Below are 22,001 nucleotides of genomic sequence, written 5' to 3'. Positions count from 1 at the left end.
CTGCCGCCCACGAGGAGTCCTGTGACCACCGACGCCGTCGATCCCCTGCTCGCCGAGGAACAGGCCCACCTCGATCGCGTGTACGCCCGGATCGACGCCATGCGCCTCACCGCCAACCGGCGCCGGGCCGACAACCTGCAGGAAGTGGGCGAGAACCCGCAGGAGATCTCCGAGCGCGACTCCTACCACCAGCTGTACTCGGACGACATCGCCAAGTACGACGCCGCCGAGCAGAACCTCTACTTCGGCCGGCTCGACATGAACGGCGACGCCGAGGGCACCCCGGACGCCGTCCGCCGGATCGGGAGGATCGGCGTCCTCGACGACGACGAGGACCTGAGCACCCTCCTGCTCGACTGGCGCGCGCCGCTCGCCCGCCCGTTCTACCTGGCCACACCCGCACAGCCGGAGGGCGTCGCGGTGCGCCGCCACGTGCGCACGCGGGGCCGGGACCTCACCGGGGTGGTCGCCGAGCGCCTCACCCTCACCGGCGAGGGGTTCGACGGTGCCGACGCCGGTCAGGGCCTGGGCTCCAACGTCGCCGGAGAATCGGCGCTGGTGGACGCCCTCAATCGCGCGCGCACCGGGCACATGACCGACATCGTGGAGACCATCCAGCGCGAGCAGGACGCGATCATCCGGTCCGAGCACCGGGGGGTCCTCGTGGTGCAGGGCGGGCCGGGCACCGGCAAGACGGCGGTCGCCCTGCACCGCGCCGCGTACCTGCTCTATACGTACCGGCAGAACCTCTCCCGCACCGGCGTGCTCATCGTCGGCCCCAACGAGACCTTCCTCAACTACATCAGCCAGGTGCTGCCGAGCCTGGGCGAGACCGGTGTGCTGCTCAGCACCATCGGCGATCTGTTCCCGGGCGTCGTCGCGACGCTGGAGGACACCGCGGCGGCGGCCCGGCTGAAGGGCTCGACCGCGATGGTCGAGGTGATGAAGCAGGCAGTCCGGGGCTGGCAGACGGTGCCGGACGAGGCGATCGTGCTGAAGTTCGACGGTTACCCGCTCACCCTCGACAAGAAGCTCGCCACCCGCGCCCGCGGCCGCGCCCGTTCGTCGCGGCGCCCGCACAACACCGCTCGCGCGATCTTCCGACAGTCCGCACTCGACGCGCTGGCCGCCCAGCACGCCGCGACGATCGGCTCGTCGGTGGTGGACAACACGATGCTGCTCTCCCGCACGGACATCTCCGACATCCGCGACGAGCTGGCGCAGGACCCGGAGGTTCTCGGCGCACTCGATCAGCTCTGGCCGGCGCTCACCCCGCAGCGCGTGCTGACGGAACTGCTACGCGACGAGGACCGGCTCGCCGAGGCGGCACCCGACCTCACGGACGCCGAGCGCGCCGAGCTCCGCCGCGCCGCCACGACGGGTGCCGACGGCAAGCCCACGTTCTCCCCCGCCGATGCCCCGCTGCTCGACGAGATCGCAGAATTCCTGGGCGACGACGACGTGGACGCCGACGAGGCGGAACGCCAGTGGCGACAGCGGCTCGAGGAGGCGCAGGAGGCACTCGACATCTTGACCGGTTCGGCGCCACAGGATCTGGACGACGAGTTCGACGCCGAGATCCTCATGGCCTACGACCTGATCGACGCGGAGCAGCTCGCGCAGCGGCAGACGGTGCGCGAGTTCAACTCCACCGCCGACCGCGCGCGGGATGACCGGACGTGGACCTTCGGCCACGTCATCGTCGATGAGGCGCAGGAACTTTCGGCGATGGCCTGGCGAATGCTGATGCGCCGCAGCCCGAACCGCTGGATGACATTGGTCGGCGACACCGCGCAGACGGGCGATGCCGCCGGGATGACCAGTTGGGGCGAGGCACTCGACCCGTACGTGCCCGGCCGGTTCACGGTGTCCGAGCTGACAGTGAATTACCGCACGCCCAAGGAGATCATGGACCTCGCGGCGGACGTCCTCGCCGAGATCGATCCCGCGCTGTCGCCGCCGGCGTCGGTGCGGGCCGGCGCGGAGCCGCCGCGCCTGGTCCGGGTCGACGGTACGCGTCCGCTGGCCGAGTCCGTGCGCGACGTTCTACCGCGCGACGGTGAGCGGCTCACGGCGGTGCTGGCACCGGCTTCACTCGTAGCGCCGCTACGGCGCCTGACCTCCCCGGCCGTCCGGGTGATGAGCGTCCGCGATTCCAAGGGACTCGAATTCGACCACGTGGTCGTCGTCGAGCCGGGATTGATCGTGGGTGAGCCCGCCGAGGTGGAGTTCGACCGGGGGCTTCGGGACCTGTACGTGGCACTGACGCGAGCGACCCAGACGTTGACCGTGGTCACGTCCGGGTCGCTGCCGCGCGCCCTGCGCGCACTGGAGGTGTGACGCTCCTACGTGGTGTGGACGATGAGGATGTCCACGGAGGTCTTGCGGGCGGCGTCCGAGGGCACCGATCCCAGGAGTCGGCCCGTGAGGGAGTTCATCCCCTTGTTGCCCACGACCAGCAGGGCCGGCTCGGGGAGCGACTTGACCAGGTCGAGCAGCGCATCCACGGGCTGCCCCTTGATGGCCCGCTTCTCGACGTTGGTGGCGCCGGCCGCGACGGCGCGGCCCTCGGCGGTGCGCAGCATGTCGTTGACGGGGTTGGAACCCTGCAGCTGGTAGGCGTCGGCGCCCAGGATGTCGGCGGCCGCCGGATCCGGGCTCTCGCTCGGCAGGAAGGCGCATGCGATCACGAGCTTCGCGTCGCCGGACAGTGCAGCGGCGCGCTCCACGGCGCGCAGCGACGACTCCGAGCCGTCGGTGCCGACGACGATCGTGCTGTAGCCACTCATCGAGTCTCCTCTTTCTCTACGTTTCTCCAGCGAAGGTCCGCCACGGCAACGCCCTAGCATTTCTCCTACGACACAATAGCTCCATCCTTCCCCGGAGCAGGCAGTTTGCGGCGGGTGACACACCGGATCGGGCGATGCCCTGCGCTCCTCCGGTCATTGCACACCGGCGGCGTCCATACCGCGGAGCTCCTTCTTCAGGTCGGCGATCTCGTCGCGGATCCGGCCGGCGAGCTCGAATTGGAGTTCCCGCGCGGCGTTCATCATCTGGTCCGTCAGTTCCGAGATCAGATCGGCGAGCTCGGCCCGCGGCATCGACTTCACGTCCTCGCCCTCGTACACGCCCGCGCTCACCGCGGAGACGGACCGCAGCTGCCCCTGGGCACGGCGGCCGCGGGTGGCGTTGCGGCCCGAGCCGCCGATGGCCTGCTCGGTGTCATCGGCCTCCGTGTACACCTGGTCCAGGATGTCGGCGATCTTCTTGCGCAGGGGCTTCGGGTCGACGCCCATCTCCGTGTTGTAGGCGATCTGCTTCTCGCGGCGACGCTCGGTCTCCTCGATCGCCACGCGCATCGACTCGGTGACCTTGTCGGCGTACATGTGGACCTCGCCCGAGACGTTGCGAGCCGCACGGCCGATGGTCTGGATGAGCGAGGTGGTGGAGCGGAGGAAGCCCTCCTTGTCGGCGTCGAGGATCGCCACCAGAGAGACCTCCGGCAGATCGAGTCCCTCGCGGAGCAGGTTGATGCCCACGAGCACGTCGTACTCGCCGAGGCGCAGCTGCCGCAGCAACTCCACCCGGCGCAGTGTGTCGATGTCGCTGTGCAGGTAGCGGACTCGGATCCCCGCGTCCAGCAGGTAGTCGGTGAGGTCCTCCGCCATCTTCTTGGTGAGCGTGGTGACGAGGACGCGCTCGTCACGCTCGGTGCGCTCCCGAATCTCGTGGATCAGATCGTCGATCTGGCCCTTCGTCGGCTTGATCACCACCTCGGGGTCGACCAGGCCCGTCGGGCGGATCACCTGCTCCACGAACTCACCGCCGGTCTGCCCCAGCTCGTACTGGCCGGGCGTGGCCGAGAGGTAGACGGTCTGCCCGATGCGCTCGGTGAACTCCTCCCACGTCAGTGGCCGGTTGTCGACCGCGGACGGGAGCCGGAAGCCGAAGTCGACCAGATTCCGCTTGCGGGAGGCGTCCCCCTCGAACATCGCCCCGATCTGCGGGACAGTCACGTGCGACTCGTCGATCACCAGGAGGAAGTCCTCCGGGAAGTAGTCGATGAGGGTGGCCGGCGCGGATCCCGCGGCGCGGCCGTCGATGTGGCGGCTGTAGTTCTCGATACCGGAGCAGAAGCCGACCTGGCGCATCATCTCCACGTCGTACTGCGTGCGCATCCGCAGCCGCTGGGCCTCGAGCAGCTTCCCCTGCCGCTCGAACTCCGCCAGCCGCTCCTCGAGCTCGGCCTCGATCCCCTCGATCGCCCGGGCCATTCGCTCCGGCCCGGCGACGTAATGGGTGGCCGGGAAGATGCGCAGGTCGTCGACCTGCCGCACGATGTCACCTGTGAGGGGGTGGAGGTAGTACAGGGCCTCGATCTCGTCGCCGAAGAACTCGATCCGGATGGCGAGTTCCTCGTACGACGGGATGATCTCCACCGTGTCGCCCCGGACCCGGAACGAGCCGCGCGTGAACGCCGTGTCGTTGCGGTTGTACTGCACGTCGACCAGCAGCCGCAGCAGCGCGTCCCGGTCCACCTCCATGCCCACCTCGAGCTGCACCGAGCGGTCGAGGTAGCTCTGCGGCGTGCCGAGACCGTAGATGCACGAGACGGACGCGACCACGACGACGTCACGCCGCGACAGCAGCGAGGAGGTGGCGGAGTGCCGCAGCCGCTCCACGTCGTCGTTGATGGACGAGTCCTTCTCGATGTAGGTATCGGACTGCGCGATGTACGCCTCCGGCTGGTAGTAGTCGTAGTACGAGACGAAGTACTCGACGGCGTTGTGCGGCAGCATCGCCCGCAGTTCGTTGGCGAGCTGCGCGGCGAGCGTCTTGTTCGGCGCCATGATGAGTGTGGGGCGCTGCACCTTCTCGATCAGCCAGGCCGTCGTGGCCGACTTACCGGTACCGGTGGCGCCGAGCAGCACCACGTCCCGCTCGCCCGCCTCCAGCCTGCGTTGGAGATCGGCGATGGCGGCGGGTTGGTCGCCCGCCGGTTCGTACTCGCTGACCACCGTGAACTCCGCCGGAGCCCGCTCGATCTCTCCGATGGGGCGGTGCTCGGAGTGCGCCACCACCGGTTGCTCTGCCGCGAATGCCATGAGTCCAGCGTAGGCCGACCCACCGACAAGTTTTCGACGAGCGGCGGCGTCCGCTCAGTCCTTGCGCCCGACGATCACGTCCCGTGTGATTGCGCGGTCCACGCGGTGCCGCAGGTCGTCGTACCCGGGGCCGTCGAGCACCGTCAGTCCGGCGGACTCCAGGACCTCCCCGACCCGCGCCCGGGGCGCGACCCGGGTGTTCCACGCAAGGCCCATCGCGCCGCCGCTGCGGAGCCGGGTGGCCCAGCCGGGCAGGGCGGCTTCGAGCAGGTCGAGGGGGTCGCGCACCAGGCCGCGGGGGCCACGGCTGCCGTGCTGCACGCCGTAGGGCAGGTCGCCGACCACCACGTCGACCGTGCCGGGTTTCACCAGTTGGGAGGTCAGCAGGGTGTCCGCGGCGTAGCAGGTGAGCGTCTGCTTCTCCCCCGCGAGGTAGTCGGACTTGTCCGCGGCGAAGGCTGCCTCGTACTTCCTCGCGATCACCGACTTCTCGCGCCGGACCGGCGTGGTAGCGGCGGCGTGTTTGAAGCGGTGATCCTTGAGCCACGTGGTGAAGAAGGAGGTGTAGAGCTCGATGTCCTTGGTGTCGATGTCGATCCCGACGGCGTCGAGGCCGTACATGACGGCCTGGCTCAGGGTCGTGCCGCGCCCGCACACCGGGTCGAGCACGCGCAGCGTCCCGTCGAGCACCCCGTCGGGCCGCACGGTCGACGCCGCGGTCACGTTGAGCACGAGCCGCGTGAACTGCTCGTTCGTCTTGCCCTGGTACTTCAGGATGGTCAGCAGGTCGGACGGGTACTTCTCCGGCGACGGCACGGCGACGGGCCTCAGGAGCTCGCCGTCGACCTCGAAGAGCGCGTAGAACGCGGACGCCAGCCCCAGGAAGCCGAGGTCGCGTTCGGTCAGCGCGTCGGCCTCGAAGGAGAGGTACTCGATGCCCGCGACGGTCGCGGTCTCGACGGGGCCGACCCGCCCGGCGAGCGCGCAGCGGCCGAGGACCGTCAGCTCGGCGCGCACCATCGACGCCGCGGCCTCCGCGTAGACGCGGTTGGCGGCGGGGGCAGGCAGGAGCAGGTACTGGGGCACGGCGGGCATCGTATCGTGGGGGCATGCAGGCGGAAGAAACGTTCGAGCTGTCCGTCGACGGTGCCGCGGCCATCGGCGCGGTGGCCGGCGGCTGGCTGGACCTGACGGTGCTGGACGCGGCGGAGGACGCGGTGCCTGCTCTCCTCGACGCGGCCCGCGAGCGAGCGTCCCGCCTCGACGGGATCCTGGTCCGCACCCACGACGATGGGCTCGGCGCGCTGCTGCGACGCCACGGTTTCCGTCCCTCCGGTGCCGTCGCCGGCCGGCCGCGAGGCCACACGGAGGTCACGCTGGTGCTGCGGCTCGCCGCCGGTGCCGCGATCGACGACGGGGCCGTGCACCCGCCGAAGCGCGAGGTCTTCGATCCGCCGGCCATGACGAACACCGATCCCAAGGGGTTCGTCCGCGAGGTCGAGGAGTTCCGGGAGACGCAGTTCGGGCTGTACGTCTTCCGCCGTGCGGACCACCCGAAGTTCGATGCGATCGAGTCCTGGCTGCTGCCCGCTTTCGACCTACGCGCGACGATCTTCCGCTTCACGCCCGGCCACGAGCGCGATCAGCGCGTGTACCTCGACGTCGCACGGGTGTGGCGCGACGGGAATCTCTGGCATTCCGAGGACTGGTACCTCGATCTGGTGGAGCACCCGGGCCGGCCGATCGAGCTCATCGACGTCGACGAACTCCTCGCCGCCGCGGCGGCGGAACTCCTGAGTGCGGGAGACGCCGAGCGCGCGCTCCAGACGGCCGTCCGGGCCGTCGCGGGCACTGCTGCGCACGGACACAGCGTGGATGCCTGGCTCGCCGCGGAGGGCGCACCGATCACCTGGCGCTAAGCGCCGGCGTCGTCGAACCCACGCGCCCGTCGCCCTACGAGAGGTCCCGGAAGGCCAGAGCGAATCCGACGATCGCCATCACGGCGGCGACCGCGTAGCCGATGATCGACCACCACCCGAGGTGGAAGTGCGCGGTCACCGCGACCACTGCCATGCCGCCGAAGACGAGCGCCATGCCGTACAGCGGCGGTCGTGAGGCGTCGCGGTACCGGTCGTAGAAGCGGCGCAGCCACGACGGCTTCCCGTTGCCCCCGTCGACCGGCACATTGGCGACGACCGGGAACTCCCCGGTGTAGCCCTCACGCGCGCGGGCCTCCTCGTTCACCCGGTCGCGCACGAGGTACCAGCCGCCGACGAGCATCGGGATGATGATGACCAGGCTGGCGACGGTCCAGGTACCGATCGGCCGGTCGAATCCCATCAGCACCAGGACGGCGAACAGGAATGCGAGGGTGACGTACGCGGACCACGGCGCGAGAGGCATTCGGAAGGCCGGCCTGGTCATGCGCCCGGCATCGGCCTCGCTCTTGAGCTTCATCTGGCACAGCACGATGGTCGCCCAGGAGGAGAGGATGCCCAGAGCCGAGACGTTGAGGACGATCTCGAACGCCTGTCCGGGGTTGAAGGCGTTGAGCACCACGCCGAACAGGCAGATCACCGCGGTCAGCAGGATGCCGCCGTAGGGCACGCCGTGCTTGGACATCACCCCGGTGAACTTCGGGCCGCTGCCGTTCATCGCCATCGACCTCAGGATGCGGCCGGTCGAGTACAGGCCGGCGTTGAGGCTCGAGAACGCGGCCGTCAGGACCACCACGTTCATGAGATCGCCTGCTCCGTCGAAGCCGAGCTTCGAGAAGAACGTGACGAACGGGCTCTCCTTGCTCGAGTACTCCGTGTAGGGCAGCAGCAGCGCCAGGAGCACGATCGACCCGACGTAGAAGATCGCGATGCGCGCGATGACCGAGTTGATCGCGCGCGGCATGACCTTCTCGGGGTTCTCGGTCTCGCCGGCCGCGGTGCCCACGAGTTCGACGGCGGCGTAGGCGAAGACGACGCCCGAGGTCACGACGACGAGCGGGAGGATCCCTGTCGGGAACCAGCCCCCGTGCTGCGAGACCATGCCGAGCCCCGTACTCGCGCCCTGAATCTCGTAACGCCCGGCCAGGAAGACCGTACCGACCACCAGGAATGCGACCAGCGCGACGACCTTGATGAGTGCCGCCCAGAACTCCATCTCGCCGAACAGCTTCACGGACACCAGGTTCACCGAGAGGACGATGACCAGGGCGATCAGCGCCAGCAACCACTGGGGGATCGCGTCGAAGGCGTTCCAGTAGTGGAAGTAGGTGGCGATCGCCGTGGTATCGACGATCGCCGTCATCGCCCAGTTCAGGAAGTACATCCATCCGGCGACGAACGCGGCCTTCTCCCCGTAGAACTCGCGGGCGTAGGACACGAACGACCCCGACGACGGACGGTGCAACACCAACTCGCCCATGGCGCGGAGGATGAGGAAGACGAAGACACCGCACACCGCGTACACGAGGAACAGGCCCGGCCCGGCGTCGCGCAACCGGCCTCCGGCGCCGAGGAACAGACCGGTGCCGATGGCGCCGCCGATCGCGATCATCTGCAGTTGGCGGGGCTTGATGCCCTTGTTGTAGCCCTCGTCCTCGCGGGCGAGCCCCGCCTGCGTCGGCGAAGGCGGAGGTGCGGCGCTGGATCGTGTCTCGGACATGCACACCTCAATTCATGGAATACGTGCGCTCCGCATGGAAGTGCGGCGCATTCCTCAGTGTGTACCCGATCGACGGCAGCGGCGCCGCGTTCGCACCCGACACGCGGGCACGCGTCCCGAAGATGCGGCGGAGTCGGGCATTTCGCGCGTTCCTGGCCGCGTCGGGCGGACTACGCTCCGACGTGCACCGTCACCGCGCGACCCGGATCCGAGCCACGGAACAGCCCCTCCCCGACGGGGGCGAAACCGGCATCCGCGAGGCGGTCGGCGACCGCATGGACGGTGACGCCGGCGGCGAGCACGACGGTGGCCTCGGCACCGGCGGCCGTGACGGAGGAGGCGTCGGCGCCGAGGGTGAACCGGAGTCGCCCGACGAGGCGCTCGTCGTAGGCGGCGTCGTCCACCCGCGGGGCACCGTCGGCCGGGCGGTGCGCAGCGACGTTCGCGGCGAACGGGGCGATGCGGTCCGCCCACAGCGCGCGGACGGCGGCGCGGGTCGCATCCTCCGTGCCGGTGTTCTCGAGCCACACGTCGGCGACGGCGCGGCGCTGCTCGTCCGTCGCCTGTGCCGCGATGCGGGCGCGCGCGTCGTCCTCGGCCATACCGCGCGAACCGACCAACCGGCGGACCCGCTCCTCGGCGTCGACCCAGACGATGATCACGAGGTGGAACATCGGAGCCAACCCGTTCTCCACGAGGAGCGGGATGTCCTGCACGATCACGGCGTCCGGCCCCGCCGCCTCGATCAGCTCGGCCGACCGCGCGCCCACGAGCGGGTGCGTGATGGCGTTGAGCTTCGCGCGGGACTCGTCGTCGGAGAAGGCGATCGCCGCGAGGGCGGGCCGGTCGAGGCTGCCGTCGTCGGCGAGGATCCCGTCGCCGAAGGCCTCGACGAGGGCGGCGAGGCCAGGGGTCCCCGGCTCGACGACCTCGCGGGCGATCTTGTCGCCGTCCACGATCACGGCACCGAGGGCGGCGAGTTCCTTCGCCACCGTCGACTTGCCCGCGCCGATACCGCCTGTGAGTCCGATCCGCACCATGTCCCGAGCCTAACGGCTCATTCGTACTCCCCGATCGCGCACACCTTCTCGGCGGAGGCGCTGTCGGGATCGAATTCGTAGTCCAGCCACTCGCGGGCCAGGCGGCGCGCCAGTTCCAGTCCGACCACGCGCTGGCCGAAACACAGCACCTGCGCGTTGTTGGAGAGCACGGACCGCTCCACCGACAAGCTGTCGTGCGCGGTCACTGCGCGGATTCCCCGAACCTTGTTCGCTGCGATGGCCACCCCCAGCCCGGTGCCGCACACGAGCAGCGCACGATCGGCGCTTCCCTCGGCGACCATACGGGCCGCGGCGACGGCGACGTGCGGGTACGCGGTGTGCTCATCACCTCCCACGCCGACGTCGGTCACCTCGGATACCCGCGAATCCGACTCCAGGTCGCGCCGCAGCGCCTCCTTGTACTCGAATCCGGCGTCATCCGCCCCGACTACGATCCGCAAAGTCATGTCGCGTCCTCTCCTGCTAAGTGGCGGCCCACGGTCTCCAGGCACAGCGCCATCGATATCGCTCCCGCGTCGGGCGTTCCCAGGCTCCGTTCCGCGAGCGGGCGGGCTCGTCCGACCCGCGGCGTGAGGCTCGCGGTCGCGTCCGCGGCCTCACGCGCGACGGTCGCTGCGGCCGCCCACGCCTGCGGGAGCCTGTCGCCGGCGGCGACGCGGCGTTCCATCTCAGTGACGAAGGGCGTCAGCGAGTCCACCATCGTCTTATCGCCCAGCTGGGCGCCCCCGAGCCGCACCACCGCGTCCCGGGCGGCGACGACGGCCCGGAGCACCGCAGCCTCATCGGGGGTGCCAGAGTCACCGAGCTGATCGCCCGAGGCCTCGAGGAGGGCACCCCAGAGCACACCCGAGGTCCCTCCTGCGCGAGCGGCCCATTCACGCCCCGCGGCGCCGAGCACGGTCGCCGGGCCGGCGCCGGCGGCGGCGGTGGCCGCGGCCGCCGCGGCGGCCGCACTGGAGCCCTTCACCATCCCGCGGCCGTGATCACCGTCGCCCGCGACGGCATCGATGCGACCGAGCTCCGCCTCGTTCTCCGCGAGCATCGCGGCCAGGTCACCGATGACCGCGGCGACTTCCGCGCCGGCGGCACGCCCGGGCGCGTCCGATGCGGAGGCGGGATCCGCCTCGACGGCTGCGTCGCCGTCGGCGATCACCGCTCGTCGCTCACCGGCCGCAGCGGCGGCGCCCTTGCGGTACGCCGGGGTATCAGCCGGCGCCCGCCAGTAGCGCTCCAGTTCCTCGTCCAGCCACATCACCGTGAGGGAGCATCCGGCCATGTCGAGGCTGGTCACCAGTTCGCCGACCTCGGGCTCGACCACCTCGTAGCCGCGTTCGCGGAGCAGCCGGACGAGGTCGCGCCACACCACGAAGAGTTCCTCGTACTTGGTCCTGCCCAGGCCGTTGAGGATGACCGCCACCCGTCCCGGCGGCACATCGGGCCGATCCGCGAGCACACCGTCCACCAGGATCCGCGCCAGATCGGCGGCGGTCGGCAGGGGCTCGTCGGCGATTCCCGGCTCGCCGTGGATGCCCAGCCCCAGCCCCATGGCGCCGTCGGGCACGGTGAACAACGGAGTCTGGGCGCCCGGCATCGTGCAGCCGTCGAAGGCCACGCCGAGCGTGCGGGTCGCGTCGTTCGCAGCGGACGCCACGCGCACCACTTCGGCCAACGGCAGGCCCGCCTCCGCCGCGGCGGAAGCACATTTGAAGACGGTGAAATCGCCCGCGATGCCGCGCCGCTTCGCCTCCTCGCCGCGGGGCGCGGACGCCACATCGTCGGTGACCGGGAAGTACTGCGCGTCGATCCCCGCCGCGCGGAGGCGCTCCACGGCGAGCGTGAAGTTCATGACGTCACCCGCGTAGTTGCCCGTGGTGAGCAGCACACCAGCGTCACCGTGAGCGGAGCGGGCCACCGATTCCGCTTCGTGGGCCGACGGTGAGGTGAACAGGTTGCCCACGACGGCGCCGTCCGCGAATCCCGCACCCACCACGCCGTAGAACGCGGGGTAGTGGCCCGATCCGCCGCCCACGACCACCGCCACCTTGCCCGCTCGGGTCTCCGTGGAGCGCACCACACCACCCGGCACCCCGGTCACTCGGTCGGCATGGAGATCGAGAAAGCCGGCCAGGGCGTCGTCGATGAAGTTCGCCGGGTCGTTGTACAGCGTGGTCATCGCACTCGTCCTCCTGTGTCGGGCTCGAACAGGTACACCCGCTCGGCCGGCGCCGTGATGGTCGCCTCGTCCCCGGCCTCGAATCGCTCCTCCGCCGGCGTGACCACGACCATCGACTCGTCGATCCCGGGCACGACGACGGTCGCGAGTCCGTACTCGAGAAGGTGCTCGAAGTGGCTGACCCGGCACCGCACGCCCGGTTCGGCAGCGCCGGCCACGAGCGCACAGTCCTGTGGCCGCAGCCCGACGGTGACCGCGGTCCCGGCCGGCAACGACGCTCCGGCGGCCGCGGCGAGCACGCCACCGGTTCCCACCTGGACAGTCCCGGCGCGCACGGTCGCCGGCACGACGTTGATCTTCGGCTCACCGACGAACTCGGCCACGAAGAGGTTCTCCGGGTCGTCGAAGACGTCGTCGGGCGTGCCGAACTGCTGCACCACGCCGCCGTCCATCACTGCGAGCCGGTCGGCCAGGGAGAGTGCCTCCACCTGGTCGTGGGTGACGACGATCGTGGTGTACCCGAACTCGCGTTGCAGCGCCTTCAGCTCGCGCCGCACCCGGTTGCGCGCCGAGGCGTCCAGATGGCTCAGAGGTTCATCCAGGAGCAGGACCGGGGGTTTCCGAACCAGCGCCCGAGCCAACGCGACTCGCTGCTTCTGCCCACTCGAGAGCGCAGCGGGCCGGAGCGGCAACAGGTCCTTCATCTCCAGCCTCGCGGCGATCGCGTCGACCATCTCCTCCGCACCGGGCACCTTGCGGGCCTTCAGGCCGTACAGCAGGTTCTCGCGCACGTTCAGCGGCGGATACAGCGCATAGCTCTCGAAACCGACTCCGATGCCTCGTTTCGCCGCCGGAAGCTGCGAGATCTCGTTGTCGCCGATGCGGATCGATCCGCTCGTCACGCTCTCGAGCCCGGCGATCATGCGCAGCGTGGTGGTCTTGCCGCAGCCGGACGGCCCGAGGAGGGCCACGAGCTCGCCGGGCGCGATGGCCAGGTTGATCCCCCTGACCGCCTGAAACGACTCGCGACCACGGGCCGAGTAGGTCTTCACGAGATCGGTCAGGGTCAATCCCTGCGCCGTCGATGTCGTCACAGCTGCACCTCCGCGATCGGGTCGGCCTGGTGCAGCCGACCGGTGTCACCCTCACCGGCGGCGAAGACATGGACATCGGATGCCGGCACCGACACGCCCACCACATCGCCCTCCGCCAGGCCTCGTCGCGCGGAGGCCAGCACGATCAGCTCCGCACCGTTCATGTCCACAGCCAGTTCCGCGTCCCGGCCGAGGCGCTCGATGCCGGTGATTCTCCCGGTCATGTGGTCGCGCGTCGGCCCTGTCTCGACGCGCAGGTCACAGGGGCGGAGGCCCACCCGCACCGCCTGCCCGTCGTCCGCATCCAGCCCTGGAGGCGCGGGGACGCTGGCGGACTCGCCGAAAACGATCCGATCCCCGCGCACCACGGCGTCCACCACGTTCATCTCGGGTTGCCCCAGCGCGCGGGCGACGAACGTATCCGCGGGGCGATGCCATACCTCCCGCGGGGTGCCCACCTGGACGAATCGCCCGTCCCGCATCACCGCGATCCGGTCGCCGAGGGAGAGGGCCTCCTGGTAGTCGTGCGTCACGTACACGGCGGTCGTGTCCGAGACGGAACCCAACTGCCGCAGCTCCGCTCGCATCTCCGCTCGCAGCTTGGCATCGAGATGGCTGAGGGGCTCGTCGAGCAGGTAGACGTCCGCTGGCCGCACCAGGACCCGGCCCAGTGCGACGCGCTGCCGTTGCCCGTTGGACAGCTCCCGCGGAAAGCGCTGCAGGAGATGGTTGATCCCCAGGGTGCGGGTCACCTGGTCGATCCGCTCCTTCTGCTCGGATGGCGAATACTTCCGCGTGCGACCGGATTTCAGAGGGGATGCAAGGTTCTCACTCACCGTCTTCTGCGGGTACAGGGCGTAGCTCTCGAAGGCCATCGCCACGTTCCGGTGGTACGGCTCGACGAGCGTCATGTCCACGCCGCCGATGTGCACGCTACCCCCATCGATGTCGACCAGTCCGGCGATGGACTTGAGCGTCGTGGTCTTCCCCGCGCCGCTCGGACCGAGGATCACGAAGAACTCACCGTTCCCGATCTGGACCGATACGTCCTCGACCGCTGTGGTCGCGCCGAAGCGCTTGCTCACCTCATTCAGGACCAACGTAGCCATTAGGCCTTCACCGCCCCGAACGACAGGCCGCGCACCAGGTACCGCTGGATCGTCAGCGCAAGGATCAACGGTGGGAGCGCGGCGATCACCGCCGCCGCGGCGGTCAGGTTGTAGTACGCCTGCCCGCCGCCCCCGAGGAACTTGGTGATCGCGACGGTCACCGTGCTCGCCTTGGAGTCGGCGAGGATCAACGGGAAGATGTAGCTGTTCCAGGCGAAGATGAACGCAAGGAGTGCTGCGGCGGCGATACCGGGGCGGACGATCGGCAGGGCCACCATCACGAAGGCCCGGGTGCGCGAGTACCCGTCGAGCAAGGCCGCCTGCTCCAGATCCTCGGGGAGGTCTTGGAAGTACGACCGGAGAATCCATACGACCAGTGGCATCGTCACGAGCTGCAGCACCCAGATCATGCCCACGGTGGTGTCGAACAGGCCGATCTGGTTGTAGATCACGAACAGCGGCACGATCACCATCAGCTCCGGAGCGAAGCGGAACGAGAGCATGTTGAACATCAGGTCCTCGCTCCCCCGGAACTTCCAGCGTCCCGCGGCGTACGCCGCCGGTATCCCCACCACCAACGAGACGATCACCGCGCCGGCGCAATTGATCAGGCTCGTGAACAGCGACGCCTTGAAGTCGACGCTGGTCATCGCGGTGCCTTTCGATGAGAGCACCGTCGCGAAGTTGGACCACGTGGGCGAGAAGGCGAAGTAGGTGGTGGTCTGCTGGGAACTGTTCTTCAGCGCCAGCAACACCATCCACACGATCGGGAACAAGGAGAAGACGAACCACGCGATCAGCGTCACGTCCCCCGCAACGGACCCGAGGGTCAGGCGCTTTCGTCCCGGCATCAGTTCCGACCGCGCGAGGGGGTTCTTGATTCCGGGCATGTCAGGACTCCGCTCCTGCAGCTCGACGCTGCGCTTTGCCGAGCACTCCCACGAGGATGCGCGCGGTGATGAACACGACGATCCACAGCAGCAGCATGTAGGTGCTGCCACGGGAGTAGTTCAGGTTGATGATCGAATCTTCGAAGGCGCCGATCTGCAGCGACCGCGTCGCGACACCGGGCCCGCCGGCTGTGAGCACATAGATGTGATCGAAGACCTTGAGGTTGTCCATGAACCGGAAGATCACCGCCACCAGGATGTACGGCCAGATCATCGGGAGCATCAGCTTGCGGAACATGAAGAACCACGAGGCTCCGTCCACTTCCGAGGCCTCGAACGGCTCGCGCGGGAGCGACCGGATCCCTGCGAGCACGAGGATCGCGACGAAGGGGGTGTAGATCCAGGTGTCCACCAGGATCACCGACCACAGCGCGTTGGACTGCGACAGCCAGTCGAACGTGTTTCCCAGCCCGAGTATATGATTGAGCACGCCGAACTGAGGGTTGAACATGAGCTTCCAGATCACGCCGGCGATGACCGGAGCGATCATGAGCGGAAGGATCAGCACCTTCTCGAACAGTCGTCCCACGGTCGACGCACGGTTGAGGAGCAGCGCCAGCCCCACTCCGAGGACGGTCTCGACCACGGTGGCCACGACCGCGAACACGCCCGTCGTGCCGACCGAGGACCAGAACACCTCGTCCCCTAGGACGGAGGCGAAGTTCTGCAGGCCGACGAAGTGCGGATTCGGATTCACCGCCGCGTAGTTCAGAAGGGAGTAATAGGCGCCCACCACGAACGGGTAGAGGATCCCCACCACCACGACCACAGCGGGGACGGAGAGGAGGTAGGGACGGAGCCTGCGGCGCCACGGGGAAACCGTGGGCACCTCGGCCGCAGTCGGAGTTCGGGTCACAGCTTCCACGCTCCTAGAGATTGACCTTGGACGTGTTCGTCTTCGCCACACTCCGCAGCCGGGACCCGGTATCCGCACCGCCGTAGATGTCTTGCAGCGCGACAGCCCAGTTCATGGTGGTGTCGAAGAACGCCTTCTGCGGGGTGAACTGGATCTTCGAGGTGGGGATCACCTTCTCGAAGGTCTCGAGATAGCCCACCTGATCGGCGGCCACCTGCTTGAACGTGGAGTTGAACACTGATGAGCGAACAGGATCGGCGTAGGTACCGCCCGCGACCGCCTTGTTCATCGCGGTCTTGCCGGTCACCCACTGCAGGAACAGCCACGTGGCGTGCTTGTTCTTCGACCGCGAGCTCATCGCCCAGCACCAAGTCCACAGGTTGGTGTCGTAGTTGCCCTGAGGCCCGGCGGGACCCGGGTACCACGCCAGTTGGCCCGCGGTCTTGCTGGCGCCCGGCTTGTTCTTCGTGTACGTCGCGCAGTCGGCGTCGAAGACCATCATCGCGGTGCCGTCGCCGAGGTCGCCCGTCGCCTGCGGATATTCGTATGAGGTCCACGAGGTGGGGCCGGCGCGATGCTGCATGTCGATCCACTTGGTCGTGAAGTCGATCGCCGCGTCCGAGTCCATGGCGGCCACGAGCTCTCCGCCCTCGACCCGGTAGTCCACGGCCCCCTCGCGGGTGAACTGCGTCATGAAGCCGGGGTGGATGGTCGCCCAGGACTTCGAGCCTCGGGTCGCGATGCCGTACCTGTTCTCGGAACGGTCCGTGAGGTCTACTGCCAGCTGAATGAAGTCGTCGAAGGTCTCGGGGAGCCGGGTGATTCCGCGCTGGTCGAAGTAGGTCTTGTTGTAGCAGACCACGTTGTTCTCGAACCCCCAGGGCAATGCCCACTGCCCTCCGGTTCCGAGCGGGCTCCCCGTCTGGAAATCCCACCGCGTGGAGGTCCGAAGTCCCTCGAAGATGTCCTCGAAGTCGTACTCCGCGGAGGTCGCAGCTGTGTTGTTCAGCCACGGATTCAGGTCCTCGAGCCAGTTGGGGGGACCGTACTGCCAGATGAAATAGGCCCCGATCATGAACGCGTCGTGCCGCGCGGTTCCTCCGGCCAGCTCCGTGTTGAGCTTGGTGAAGTAGTCGGCCTCGGGCACGAGGTCGACGATCACCTCGACGCCCGAAAGTTCTGTGAACTCCTTGAGCAGCGGCTGATACGCGAGCTGATAGGGGTGCGGGGTCTGCAGGACGCGGATCGTGGTTCCGGCGGCCTTCCGCCAATCGAAACCACCCGACACCTCCGACGCTCCGTTCGGGGCCGGCGCACCACCACCGATGCCGCACGCGGACAGCGCCGATGCACCGGCCAGGCCGGCGGCGCCGATGCCGAACAGCCTCAACATCTCTCGTCGCGACATCCTTGATGACGGAAAGTCTGCGGTCATACTGATCCTCCTGGCCCGCTCACTCCGGAAGGAGCGAGACCTTGATCGACTCGTCACCGCGGGAGACCATGTCCAGGCCCTCCTGGAACTGAGCCAACGAGTACTGGTGCGAACAGATCTCGTCCATGGGAAGGACGCCGGACTCGATCATCGCGATGGCGGCCGGCCAGCAGTGCGGGCCCAGATGCGCTCCGAGCACGTCGAGCTCCTTATCATCACTGATGATCGACCAGTCCACGGTCACATCACTTCCGAAGACGCTGTACTCGACGAACCGTCCGCACTTGCGAAGCAGGCCGAGTCCCTGCGGAACCGCGGACGGATGACCGGTGCCCTCGAGGTAGACGTCCGCGCCGTAGCCGCCGGTGAGCTCCTTGACCACCGCGACGGGATCCTGTTGCGCGATGTTGATCGTGATGTCGGCGCCACACTTCGCGGCGAGCTCGAGCTTCCAGTCGGACATGTCGAGTGCGATCACGTGCGCCGGCCCCTTGGCCCTCGCTCCGGCGATCATTCCCAGTCCGATGGGCCCGCACCCGGCGACCACGACCACGTCCTCGAACAGGATCTGGCCCCGCTCGACCGCGTGCAGCGCGCAGGAGAGCGGCTCCGCATACGCCGCGTGGTGTGCGGGGATCTCGCTGGAGACCTTGTGCACCAGGGCCTCGGCCGGGTACACCATGTAGCTCGCCATCGCGCCGGGGGTCCGTCGCTTGAATCCGTAGAGGTCGTGGGGCTGACACATGTGGTACTGCCCTCGCCTGCAGTACCGGCATTCCCAGCACGGGACGATCTGCTCGGACACCACGCGATCTCCGACCGCGATGTTCCACCGGGCCGCGGCTTCGTCGTCCAGACTCACCACTCGGCCGACGAATTCGTGTCCGGGGATCACTTCCGTCTCCGCCCAGGCCGGGCGGTTCTCGTCGCCCCAGAACTTGGCTGCGCCGTGGTAGCACTTCAGGTCGCTCGCGCAGATGCCCACAGCCTCGACCCGGACGAGCGCCTCACCTCGGCCCGGAACCGGCACCGGCACCTGCTCCAGTCGATAGTCCTCGGGGCCGTGGCACACCACGGCCGGCATGGTCTCGGGTATCCGGTCCACCATCGCGAGTTCTCCTTCGCGCTTTGAGCTACGTGTCGGGCGTCACATTATCGACGGTGCGCACATTTGTCCAGAGATTTTGTTCAGCCGTCGCGTTCGCCCGGAACAACTGTTCAGCCGCGGATTCACGGTGCATACTCGAGCAATGGTGAGAACGGGACCGACTACCGGAGCGCCCGGCGTCGACGACGGTGCGCGATTCAGCGACGCGATCCTGGTGCGAGCCGCGCGGGAGTACTACGAGAACGATGCGACCCAAGCCGAGGTCGCCGCGCTCCTCGGGGTGAGCCGGCCGACGGTGAGCCGGCTCCTGGCCGAGGCGAAGCGTCGCGGGATCGTCCGGATCGAGGTCGTTTCTCCGTCAGGACAGTCCACCGAGGGCCTCGCCACGCACCTCGCCCGGGCACTAGGACTCAACACGGTGTATCTCAGTTCCCCGATCCCCCACGGTGATCCGCGAATCGACGTTCTCACTGCCATGGGGCCGATCCTCGCGCCCACCGTCTCGCGCGCACTCGCGGCCGCCGGTCTGCTCAGTGGCGACGTCCTGCTCGTCAGCTCAGGGCGAACGGTGTACGAGGTCGCCCGCAACACCCTCACTCCGCTCCCGGGTGTTCTGGTCACTCCCACGGTCGGCGGTAGCGATCAGCCTGAGGGGTGGTACCAGACGAACGAGATCACCAGGCTCGTCGCCGAACGCGTCGAGGGCCGGGCGAACTACCTGTTCGCTCCAGCACTCCCCGGACCCGATCTCCACGCCTCCCTGGTCGAGGATCCCTCGATCCAACGGGTCATCCACCTGTGGCCACACGCTCGATGCGCCCTCATGGGCGTCGGAGCCCCGCCCCTCACCCGCTCCGACATCCCCCGATTCGTCCCGATGGAATCGACCGACCTGCGCCGCGCCGTCGGAGACGTGTGCTCGCGCTTCTTCGACCGGGAGGGCGAGCCCGTCCATTTCGAGGGAGACGACCGGCTGATGGCAGTGTCACTCGAGGCACTGCGCCGCATCCCCGTGTCGATCGCGGTCGCCGTCGGCGCGGACAAGGTGGAGTCGGTGATCGCCGGCGCGCGAGGCGGGTACTTCAACCGCCTCGTGACCGACCCGGGCACGGCTGCGGAGATCCTCTCCCGCGTCGCCCCGCGGGCGGAGGAGGGCACACCATGACCGAGCAGGTACTCAAGGGCCGCCGCGCCCTGATCACCGGTGCTACCAAAGGAATCGGTGCGGACATCGCCATCGCCTTCGCCGCCGCCGGCGCCGATCTCGTGCTCAGCGCCCGTGGCGTCGAGGACCTTGAGACCGCACGGCACGAACTCGCCGGCCGATTCGGGGTCCGCGTTGCCGTCGTACCGTGCGATCTCGCGTTGCCCGACGCACCGTCCGAACTGGCCGCCGCAGCGCTCTCCGCTTTCGACGGGCTCGACGTCCTGGTGAACAATGCGGGCATCTCCCATCCCGAGGCGGTGGTCTCGATCACCCCGGAGCTGCTGGGCGCCACGATCACGATCAACCTCCAGGCGCCGGCACTCCTGGCGGCCGAGATCGGCCGGGCGATGGTGGCACAGGGCACCGGCGGCTCGCTCATCACGATCGCGTCCGCCGCGGCGCTCGCGCCGCTGCCCGAGCACTACGCGTACTGCGCGACCAAGGCCGGCATGGTCATGGCGACGAAGGTCCTCGCCCAGGAGCTGGGGCCACACGGCATCCGCGCGAACTCCGTGTGCCCCACCGTCGTCCTGACTGAGATGGGGCAGCGCGTGTGGGGCGAGGAGGCCAAGAGCGCACCGATGCTCGCCCGGATCCCGTTGGGCCGCTTCGCGGAACCGCGGGAGGTATCCGAGGCGGTCGTCTGGCTCGCGTCCGACGCCTCCAGCATGATCACCGGCATCGATCTCCCCGTCGACGGCGGCTACACCATGGGGTGAGGCTGCACCGGTCAGATCCCGCCGAGTCGATGGACCTGCTCGCGCGTGGCCGGGTACAACGACGACCACACGGGGTAGATCTCGTCGTAGAGTTCTCGATTGGCCGGACTCGGTTCGAGCACGCGGTCTATCGTGGCCCAATCCGTCTCGGGCGGGAGCAGACCGACCCCGATCCCCGCGAGTAGCGCGCCTCCGTAGCTGGCGCCGATCGCCTGCGTGGGGATCGCCTGCTGCCGGCCAGTCACGTCCGACACCGTCTGCGCCCAGATCGGGCTGCGAAGCCCTCCGCCGACCGCGACCACCCGGCGAGCCGGAGCGACGTGGTCGAATCGTTCCAAGATCTGCCGTATACCAAAGGCGATGCCCTCGTACGCCGCTCGGAACAGGTGACCGCGAGTATGACGCAGGGTCAGGCCCACGACCACGCCCCGCGCATCCGCGTCGAATACGGGGGTTCGTTCGCCGGCGAGGTAGGGCAGCACCACGAGCCCGTCGCTTCCGGGCGGCACCGTCGACGCCTCCGCCATGAGCTCCTCGAAGGAGGCGCCCCCCGTCACCGACTGCAGCCACTGCGTGAGGCTGCCCGCGGTCGAGGTTCCCGCGGCGAGGGCCAACGTCCCCTCCTCCACCCCCGCCGTGGTCCAGAGGGCCGGGTCGCTGTGGAATTCGGACATCACCTGCACCAGGAACATCGTCGACCCGTACATGATCATCAGGTCGCCGGGGTGGCGCACGCCGACCGAGAACGCCTCCGCGTACGCGTCGACCGTGCCGGCGACCACCGGGGTACCCACGGGGATCCCCGTCGCCGCGGCCGCGGCGGCGTGGACCCGTCCCACGATCTCCGAGGGCCACACCAGCCGCGGCAACTCGAGGTGACCACAGATCCGCCCGGCCCAGTCGTCGTTCCAGCCGAACTCCCGGGTCGAATACAACGGATCGCATTGGCTGGCGGTGTGATGATCCAGCACGTACTCGCCCGTCAGCTTGGCCGCGACGTACGAGTTCGAGCCGTACCACCGACGCGCCCGACCGAAGACGTCCGGTTCGTTGCGACGTACCCACTCGATCTTCGGCCCCACCGCCTGACTGCTGAGCCGGGCGCCGGCCCGATCCACGATCGCTTCCTCGCCGAACTCGGCTGTGAGGTCATCGATCTCCCTCGCCGCCCGCGAATCGATTCCGTACAGGATGGCAGGGCGCAGGGGGTTGAGCTCGGAGTCGCAGAGCACCAAGCAGGGCCCGACCCCGCTGACACAGACTCCTGCGATCCTGCCCTCCCGCTGCGCGGCGACGGCGACCAGCGCACGGCTGATGGAGCAGATCTCGGCCCACCAGGTGGCTTCGGCGTCCACCTCCGCCCACCCGGGCTGCGGCAACGACATCTGGTGCGGCACCGCTCGCGAGTCCACGACCGTACCGTCGGGAGTGACGAGCACCCCCTTCGTGCTTCCCGTGCCGATATCGATGCCGAGCAAGTAGTCCACGCCCCGAACTTACCGAGCGGAACGCCGCAGGGCAGGGGTT

The 22,001-nt window shown here is 68.7% G+C and carries 18 protein-coding genes; 4 read left to right on the top strand and 14 right to left on the bottom strand.

What is annotated here, in order from left to right:
• The first annotated feature begins 21 nt into the window (after positions 1-21).
• Positions 22-2,340 (top strand): HelD family protein, encoded by a 2,319-nt coding sequence (locus FK529_RS15420; RefSeq protein ID WP_500483108.1) that lies wholly within the window; start codon positions 22-24, stop codon positions 2,338-2,340.
• Positions 2,341-2,345: 5 nt separating this feature from the next.
• Here FK529_RS15420 and FK529_RS15415 read toward each other — a convergent pair whose 3' ends face one another.
• From FK529_RS15415 to FK529_RS15405, 3 genes are all read right to left on the bottom strand, one after another.
• Positions 2,346-2,789: a universal stress protein gene (locus FK529_RS15415; protein ID WP_146562780.1), complete on the bottom strand. Its 444-nt coding sequence runs from the start codon at positions 2,787-2,789 to the stop codon at positions 2,346-2,348.
• Between the two features lie 153 nt (positions 2,790-2,942).
• Complete coding sequence (gene uvrB, locus FK529_RS15410; protein ID WP_146562778.1) at positions 2,943-5,105, bottom strand: excinuclease ABC subunit UvrB; 2,163 nt, start codon at positions 5,103-5,105, stop codon at positions 2,943-2,945.
• A gap of 54 nt (positions 5,106-5,159) precedes the next feature.
• Positions 5,160-6,200 carry a TRM11 family SAM-dependent methyltransferase gene (locus FK529_RS15405; protein WP_231703117.1) on the bottom strand — a complete coding sequence of 347 codons (1,041 nt, stop codon included), beginning with the start codon at positions 6,198-6,200 and terminating at the stop codon, positions 5,160-5,162.
• 365 nt (positions 6,201-6,565) lie between these two features.
• On the opposite strand from FK529_RS15405, the gene FK529_RS15400 reads away from it, so the two are divergent.
• Positions 6,566-7,024 (top strand): ribonuclease FAU-1 family protein, encoded by a 459-nt coding sequence (locus tag FK529_RS15400; protein WP_146562858.1) that lies wholly within the window; start codon positions 6,566-6,568, stop codon positions 7,022-7,024.
• Between the two features lie 34 nt (positions 7,025-7,058).
• Here FK529_RS15400 and FK529_RS15395 read toward each other — a convergent pair whose 3' ends face one another.
• From FK529_RS15395 to eltD, 10 genes are all read right to left on the bottom strand, one after another.
• Positions 7,059-8,762: an amino acid permease gene (locus FK529_RS15395; RefSeq protein ID WP_231703116.1), complete on the bottom strand. Its 1,704-nt coding sequence runs from the start codon at positions 8,760-8,762 to the stop codon at positions 7,059-7,061.
• 170 nt (positions 8,763-8,932) lie between these two features.
• The gene (gene coaE / locus FK529_RS15390) at positions 8,933-9,802 is read right to left on the bottom strand and encodes a dephospho-CoA kinase (protein ID WP_193559711.1); all 870 of its coding nucleotides are present in this window, start codon (positions 9,800-9,802) and stop codon (positions 8,933-8,935) included.
• Between the two features lie 17 nt (positions 9,803-9,819).
• A complete protein-coding gene (locus FK529_RS15385) occupies positions 9,820-10,269 on the bottom strand; it encodes a ribose-5-phosphate isomerase (protein WP_146562774.1) in 450 nt (149 codons plus the stop codon).
• Positions 10,266-11,996: a dihydroxyacetone kinase family protein gene (locus FK529_RS15380; RefSeq protein ID WP_146562772.1), complete on the bottom strand. Its 1,731-nt coding sequence runs from the start codon at positions 11,994-11,996 to the stop codon at positions 10,266-10,268. Before FK529_RS15380 ends, FK529_RS15385 begins: the two co-directional genes overlap by 4 nt.
• Complete coding sequence (locus FK529_RS15375) at positions 11,993-13,090, bottom strand: ABC transporter ATP-binding protein (RefSeq protein WP_146562770.1); 1,098 nt, start codon at positions 13,088-13,090, stop codon at positions 11,993-11,995. The genes FK529_RS15380 and FK529_RS15375 overlap by 4 nt, the downstream gene beginning before the upstream one ends.
• The gene (locus FK529_RS15370) at positions 13,087-14,199 is read right to left on the bottom strand and encodes an ABC transporter ATP-binding protein (RefSeq protein WP_146562768.1); all 1,113 of its coding nucleotides are present in this window, start codon (positions 14,197-14,199) and stop codon (positions 13,087-13,089) included. The genes FK529_RS15375 and FK529_RS15370 overlap by 4 nt, the downstream gene beginning before the upstream one ends.
• Positions 14,199-15,089 (bottom strand): carbohydrate ABC transporter permease, encoded by an 891-nt coding sequence (locus FK529_RS15365; protein ID WP_146562765.1) that lies wholly within the window; start codon positions 15,087-15,089, stop codon positions 14,199-14,201. The genes FK529_RS15370 and FK529_RS15365 overlap by 1 nt, the downstream gene beginning before the upstream one ends.
• A gap of 1 nt (position 15,090) precedes the next feature.
• On the bottom strand, positions 15,091-16,005 hold the full coding sequence (locus FK529_RS15360; protein WP_231703115.1) for a carbohydrate ABC transporter permease: 915 nt from the start codon (positions 16,003-16,005) through the stop codon (positions 15,091-15,093).
• Between the two features lie 13 nt (positions 16,006-16,018).
• A complete protein-coding gene (locus tag FK529_RS15355) occupies positions 16,019-17,398 on the bottom strand; it encodes an extracellular solute-binding protein (RefSeq protein WP_231703114.1) in 1,380 nt (459 codons plus the stop codon).
• A 61-nt stretch (positions 17,399-17,459) separates the two neighbouring features.
• Entirely contained in the window at positions 17,460-18,548 is a 1,089-nt protein-coding gene (gene eltD / locus FK529_RS15350; protein WP_146562762.1) for an erythritol/L-threitol dehyrogenase, read from the bottom strand.
• A 142-nt stretch (positions 18,549-18,690) separates the two neighbouring features.
• On the opposite strand from eltD, the gene FK529_RS15345 reads away from it, so the two are divergent.
• On the top strand, positions 18,691-19,713 hold the full coding sequence (locus tag FK529_RS15345; protein WP_146562760.1) for a sugar-binding transcriptional regulator: 1,023 nt from the start codon (positions 18,691-18,693) through the stop codon (positions 19,711-19,713).
• Positions 19,710-20,474 carry an SDR family NAD(P)-dependent oxidoreductase gene (locus FK529_RS15340; RefSeq protein ID WP_146562758.1) on the top strand — a complete coding sequence of 255 codons (765 nt, stop codon included), beginning with the start codon at positions 19,710-19,712 and terminating at the stop codon, positions 20,472-20,474. The genes FK529_RS15345 and FK529_RS15340 overlap by 4 nt, the downstream gene beginning before the upstream one ends.
• An 11-nt stretch (positions 20,475-20,485) precedes the next feature.
• Here FK529_RS15340 and FK529_RS15335 read toward each other — a convergent pair whose 3' ends face one another.
• Entirely contained in the window at positions 20,486-21,961 is a 1,476-nt protein-coding gene (locus FK529_RS15335) for an FGGY-family carbohydrate kinase (RefSeq protein ID WP_146562756.1), read from the bottom strand.
• Positions 21,962-22,001 lie beyond the last annotated feature (40 nt).

Origin of the sequence: Tsukamurella asaccharolytica (genome assembly GCF_007858435.1) — a bacterium.
Taxonomy (GTDB): domain Bacteria; phylum Actinomycetota; class Actinomycetes; order Mycobacteriales; family Mycobacteriaceae; genus Tsukamurella; species Tsukamurella asaccharolytica.
Note: the sequence above shows the minus strand (reverse complement) of the source record. Positions and strands in the feature narration are given on the sequence as shown.

Bases quoted from the DNA above. Each gene is read 5' to 3' on its own strand.
- FK529_RS15415 (WP_146562780.1), bottom strand. From the start codon at position 2,789: ATGAGTGGCTACAGCACGATCGTCGTCGGCACCGACGGCTCGGAGTCG.
- uvrB (WP_146562778.1), bottom strand. From the start codon at position 5,105: ATGGCATTCGCGGCAGAGCAACCGGTGGTGGCGCACTCCGAGCACCGC.
- FK529_RS15405 (WP_231703117.1), bottom strand. From the start codon at position 6,200: ATGCCCGCCGTGCCCCAGTACCTGCTCCTGCCTGCCCCCGCCGCCAAC.
- FK529_RS15400 (WP_146562858.1), top strand. From the start codon at position 6,566: ATGACGAACACCGATCCCAAGGGGTTCGTCCGCGAGGTCGAGGAGTTC.
- FK529_RS15395 (WP_231703116.1), bottom strand. From the start codon at position 8,762: ATGTCCGAGACACGATCCAGCGCCGCACCTCCGCCTTCGCCGACGCAG.
- coaE (WP_193559711.1), bottom strand. From the start codon at position 9,802: ATGGTGCGGATCGGACTCACAGGCGGTATCGGCGCGGGCAAGTCGACG.
- FK529_RS15385 (WP_146562774.1), bottom strand. From the start codon at position 10,269: ATGACTTTGCGGATCGTAGTCGGGGCGGATGACGCCGGATTCGAGTAC.
- FK529_RS15380 (WP_146562772.1), bottom strand. From the start codon at position 11,996: ATGACCACGCTGTACAACGACCCGGCGAACTTCATCGACGACGCCCTG.
- FK529_RS15370 (WP_146562768.1), bottom strand. From the start codon at position 14,199: ATGGCTACGTTGGTCCTGAATGAGGTGAGCAAGCGCTTCGGCGCGACC.
- FK529_RS15365 (WP_146562765.1), bottom strand. From the start codon at position 15,089: ATGCCCGGAATCAAGAACCCCCTCGCGCGGTCGGAACTGATGCCGGGA.
- FK529_RS15355 (WP_231703114.1), bottom strand. From the start codon at position 17,398: ATGTTGAGGCTGTTCGGCATCGGCGCCGCCGGCCTGGCCGGTGCATCG.
- eltD (WP_146562762.1), bottom strand. From the start codon at position 18,548: ATGGTGGACCGGATACCCGAGACCATGCCGGCCGTGGTGTGCCACGGC.
- FK529_RS15345 (WP_146562760.1), top strand. From the start codon at position 18,691: ATGGTGAGAACGGGACCGACTACCGGAGCGCCCGGCGTCGACGACGGT.
- FK529_RS15340 (WP_146562758.1), top strand. From the start codon at position 19,710: ATGACCGAGCAGGTACTCAAGGGCCGCCGCGCCCTGATCACCGGTGCT.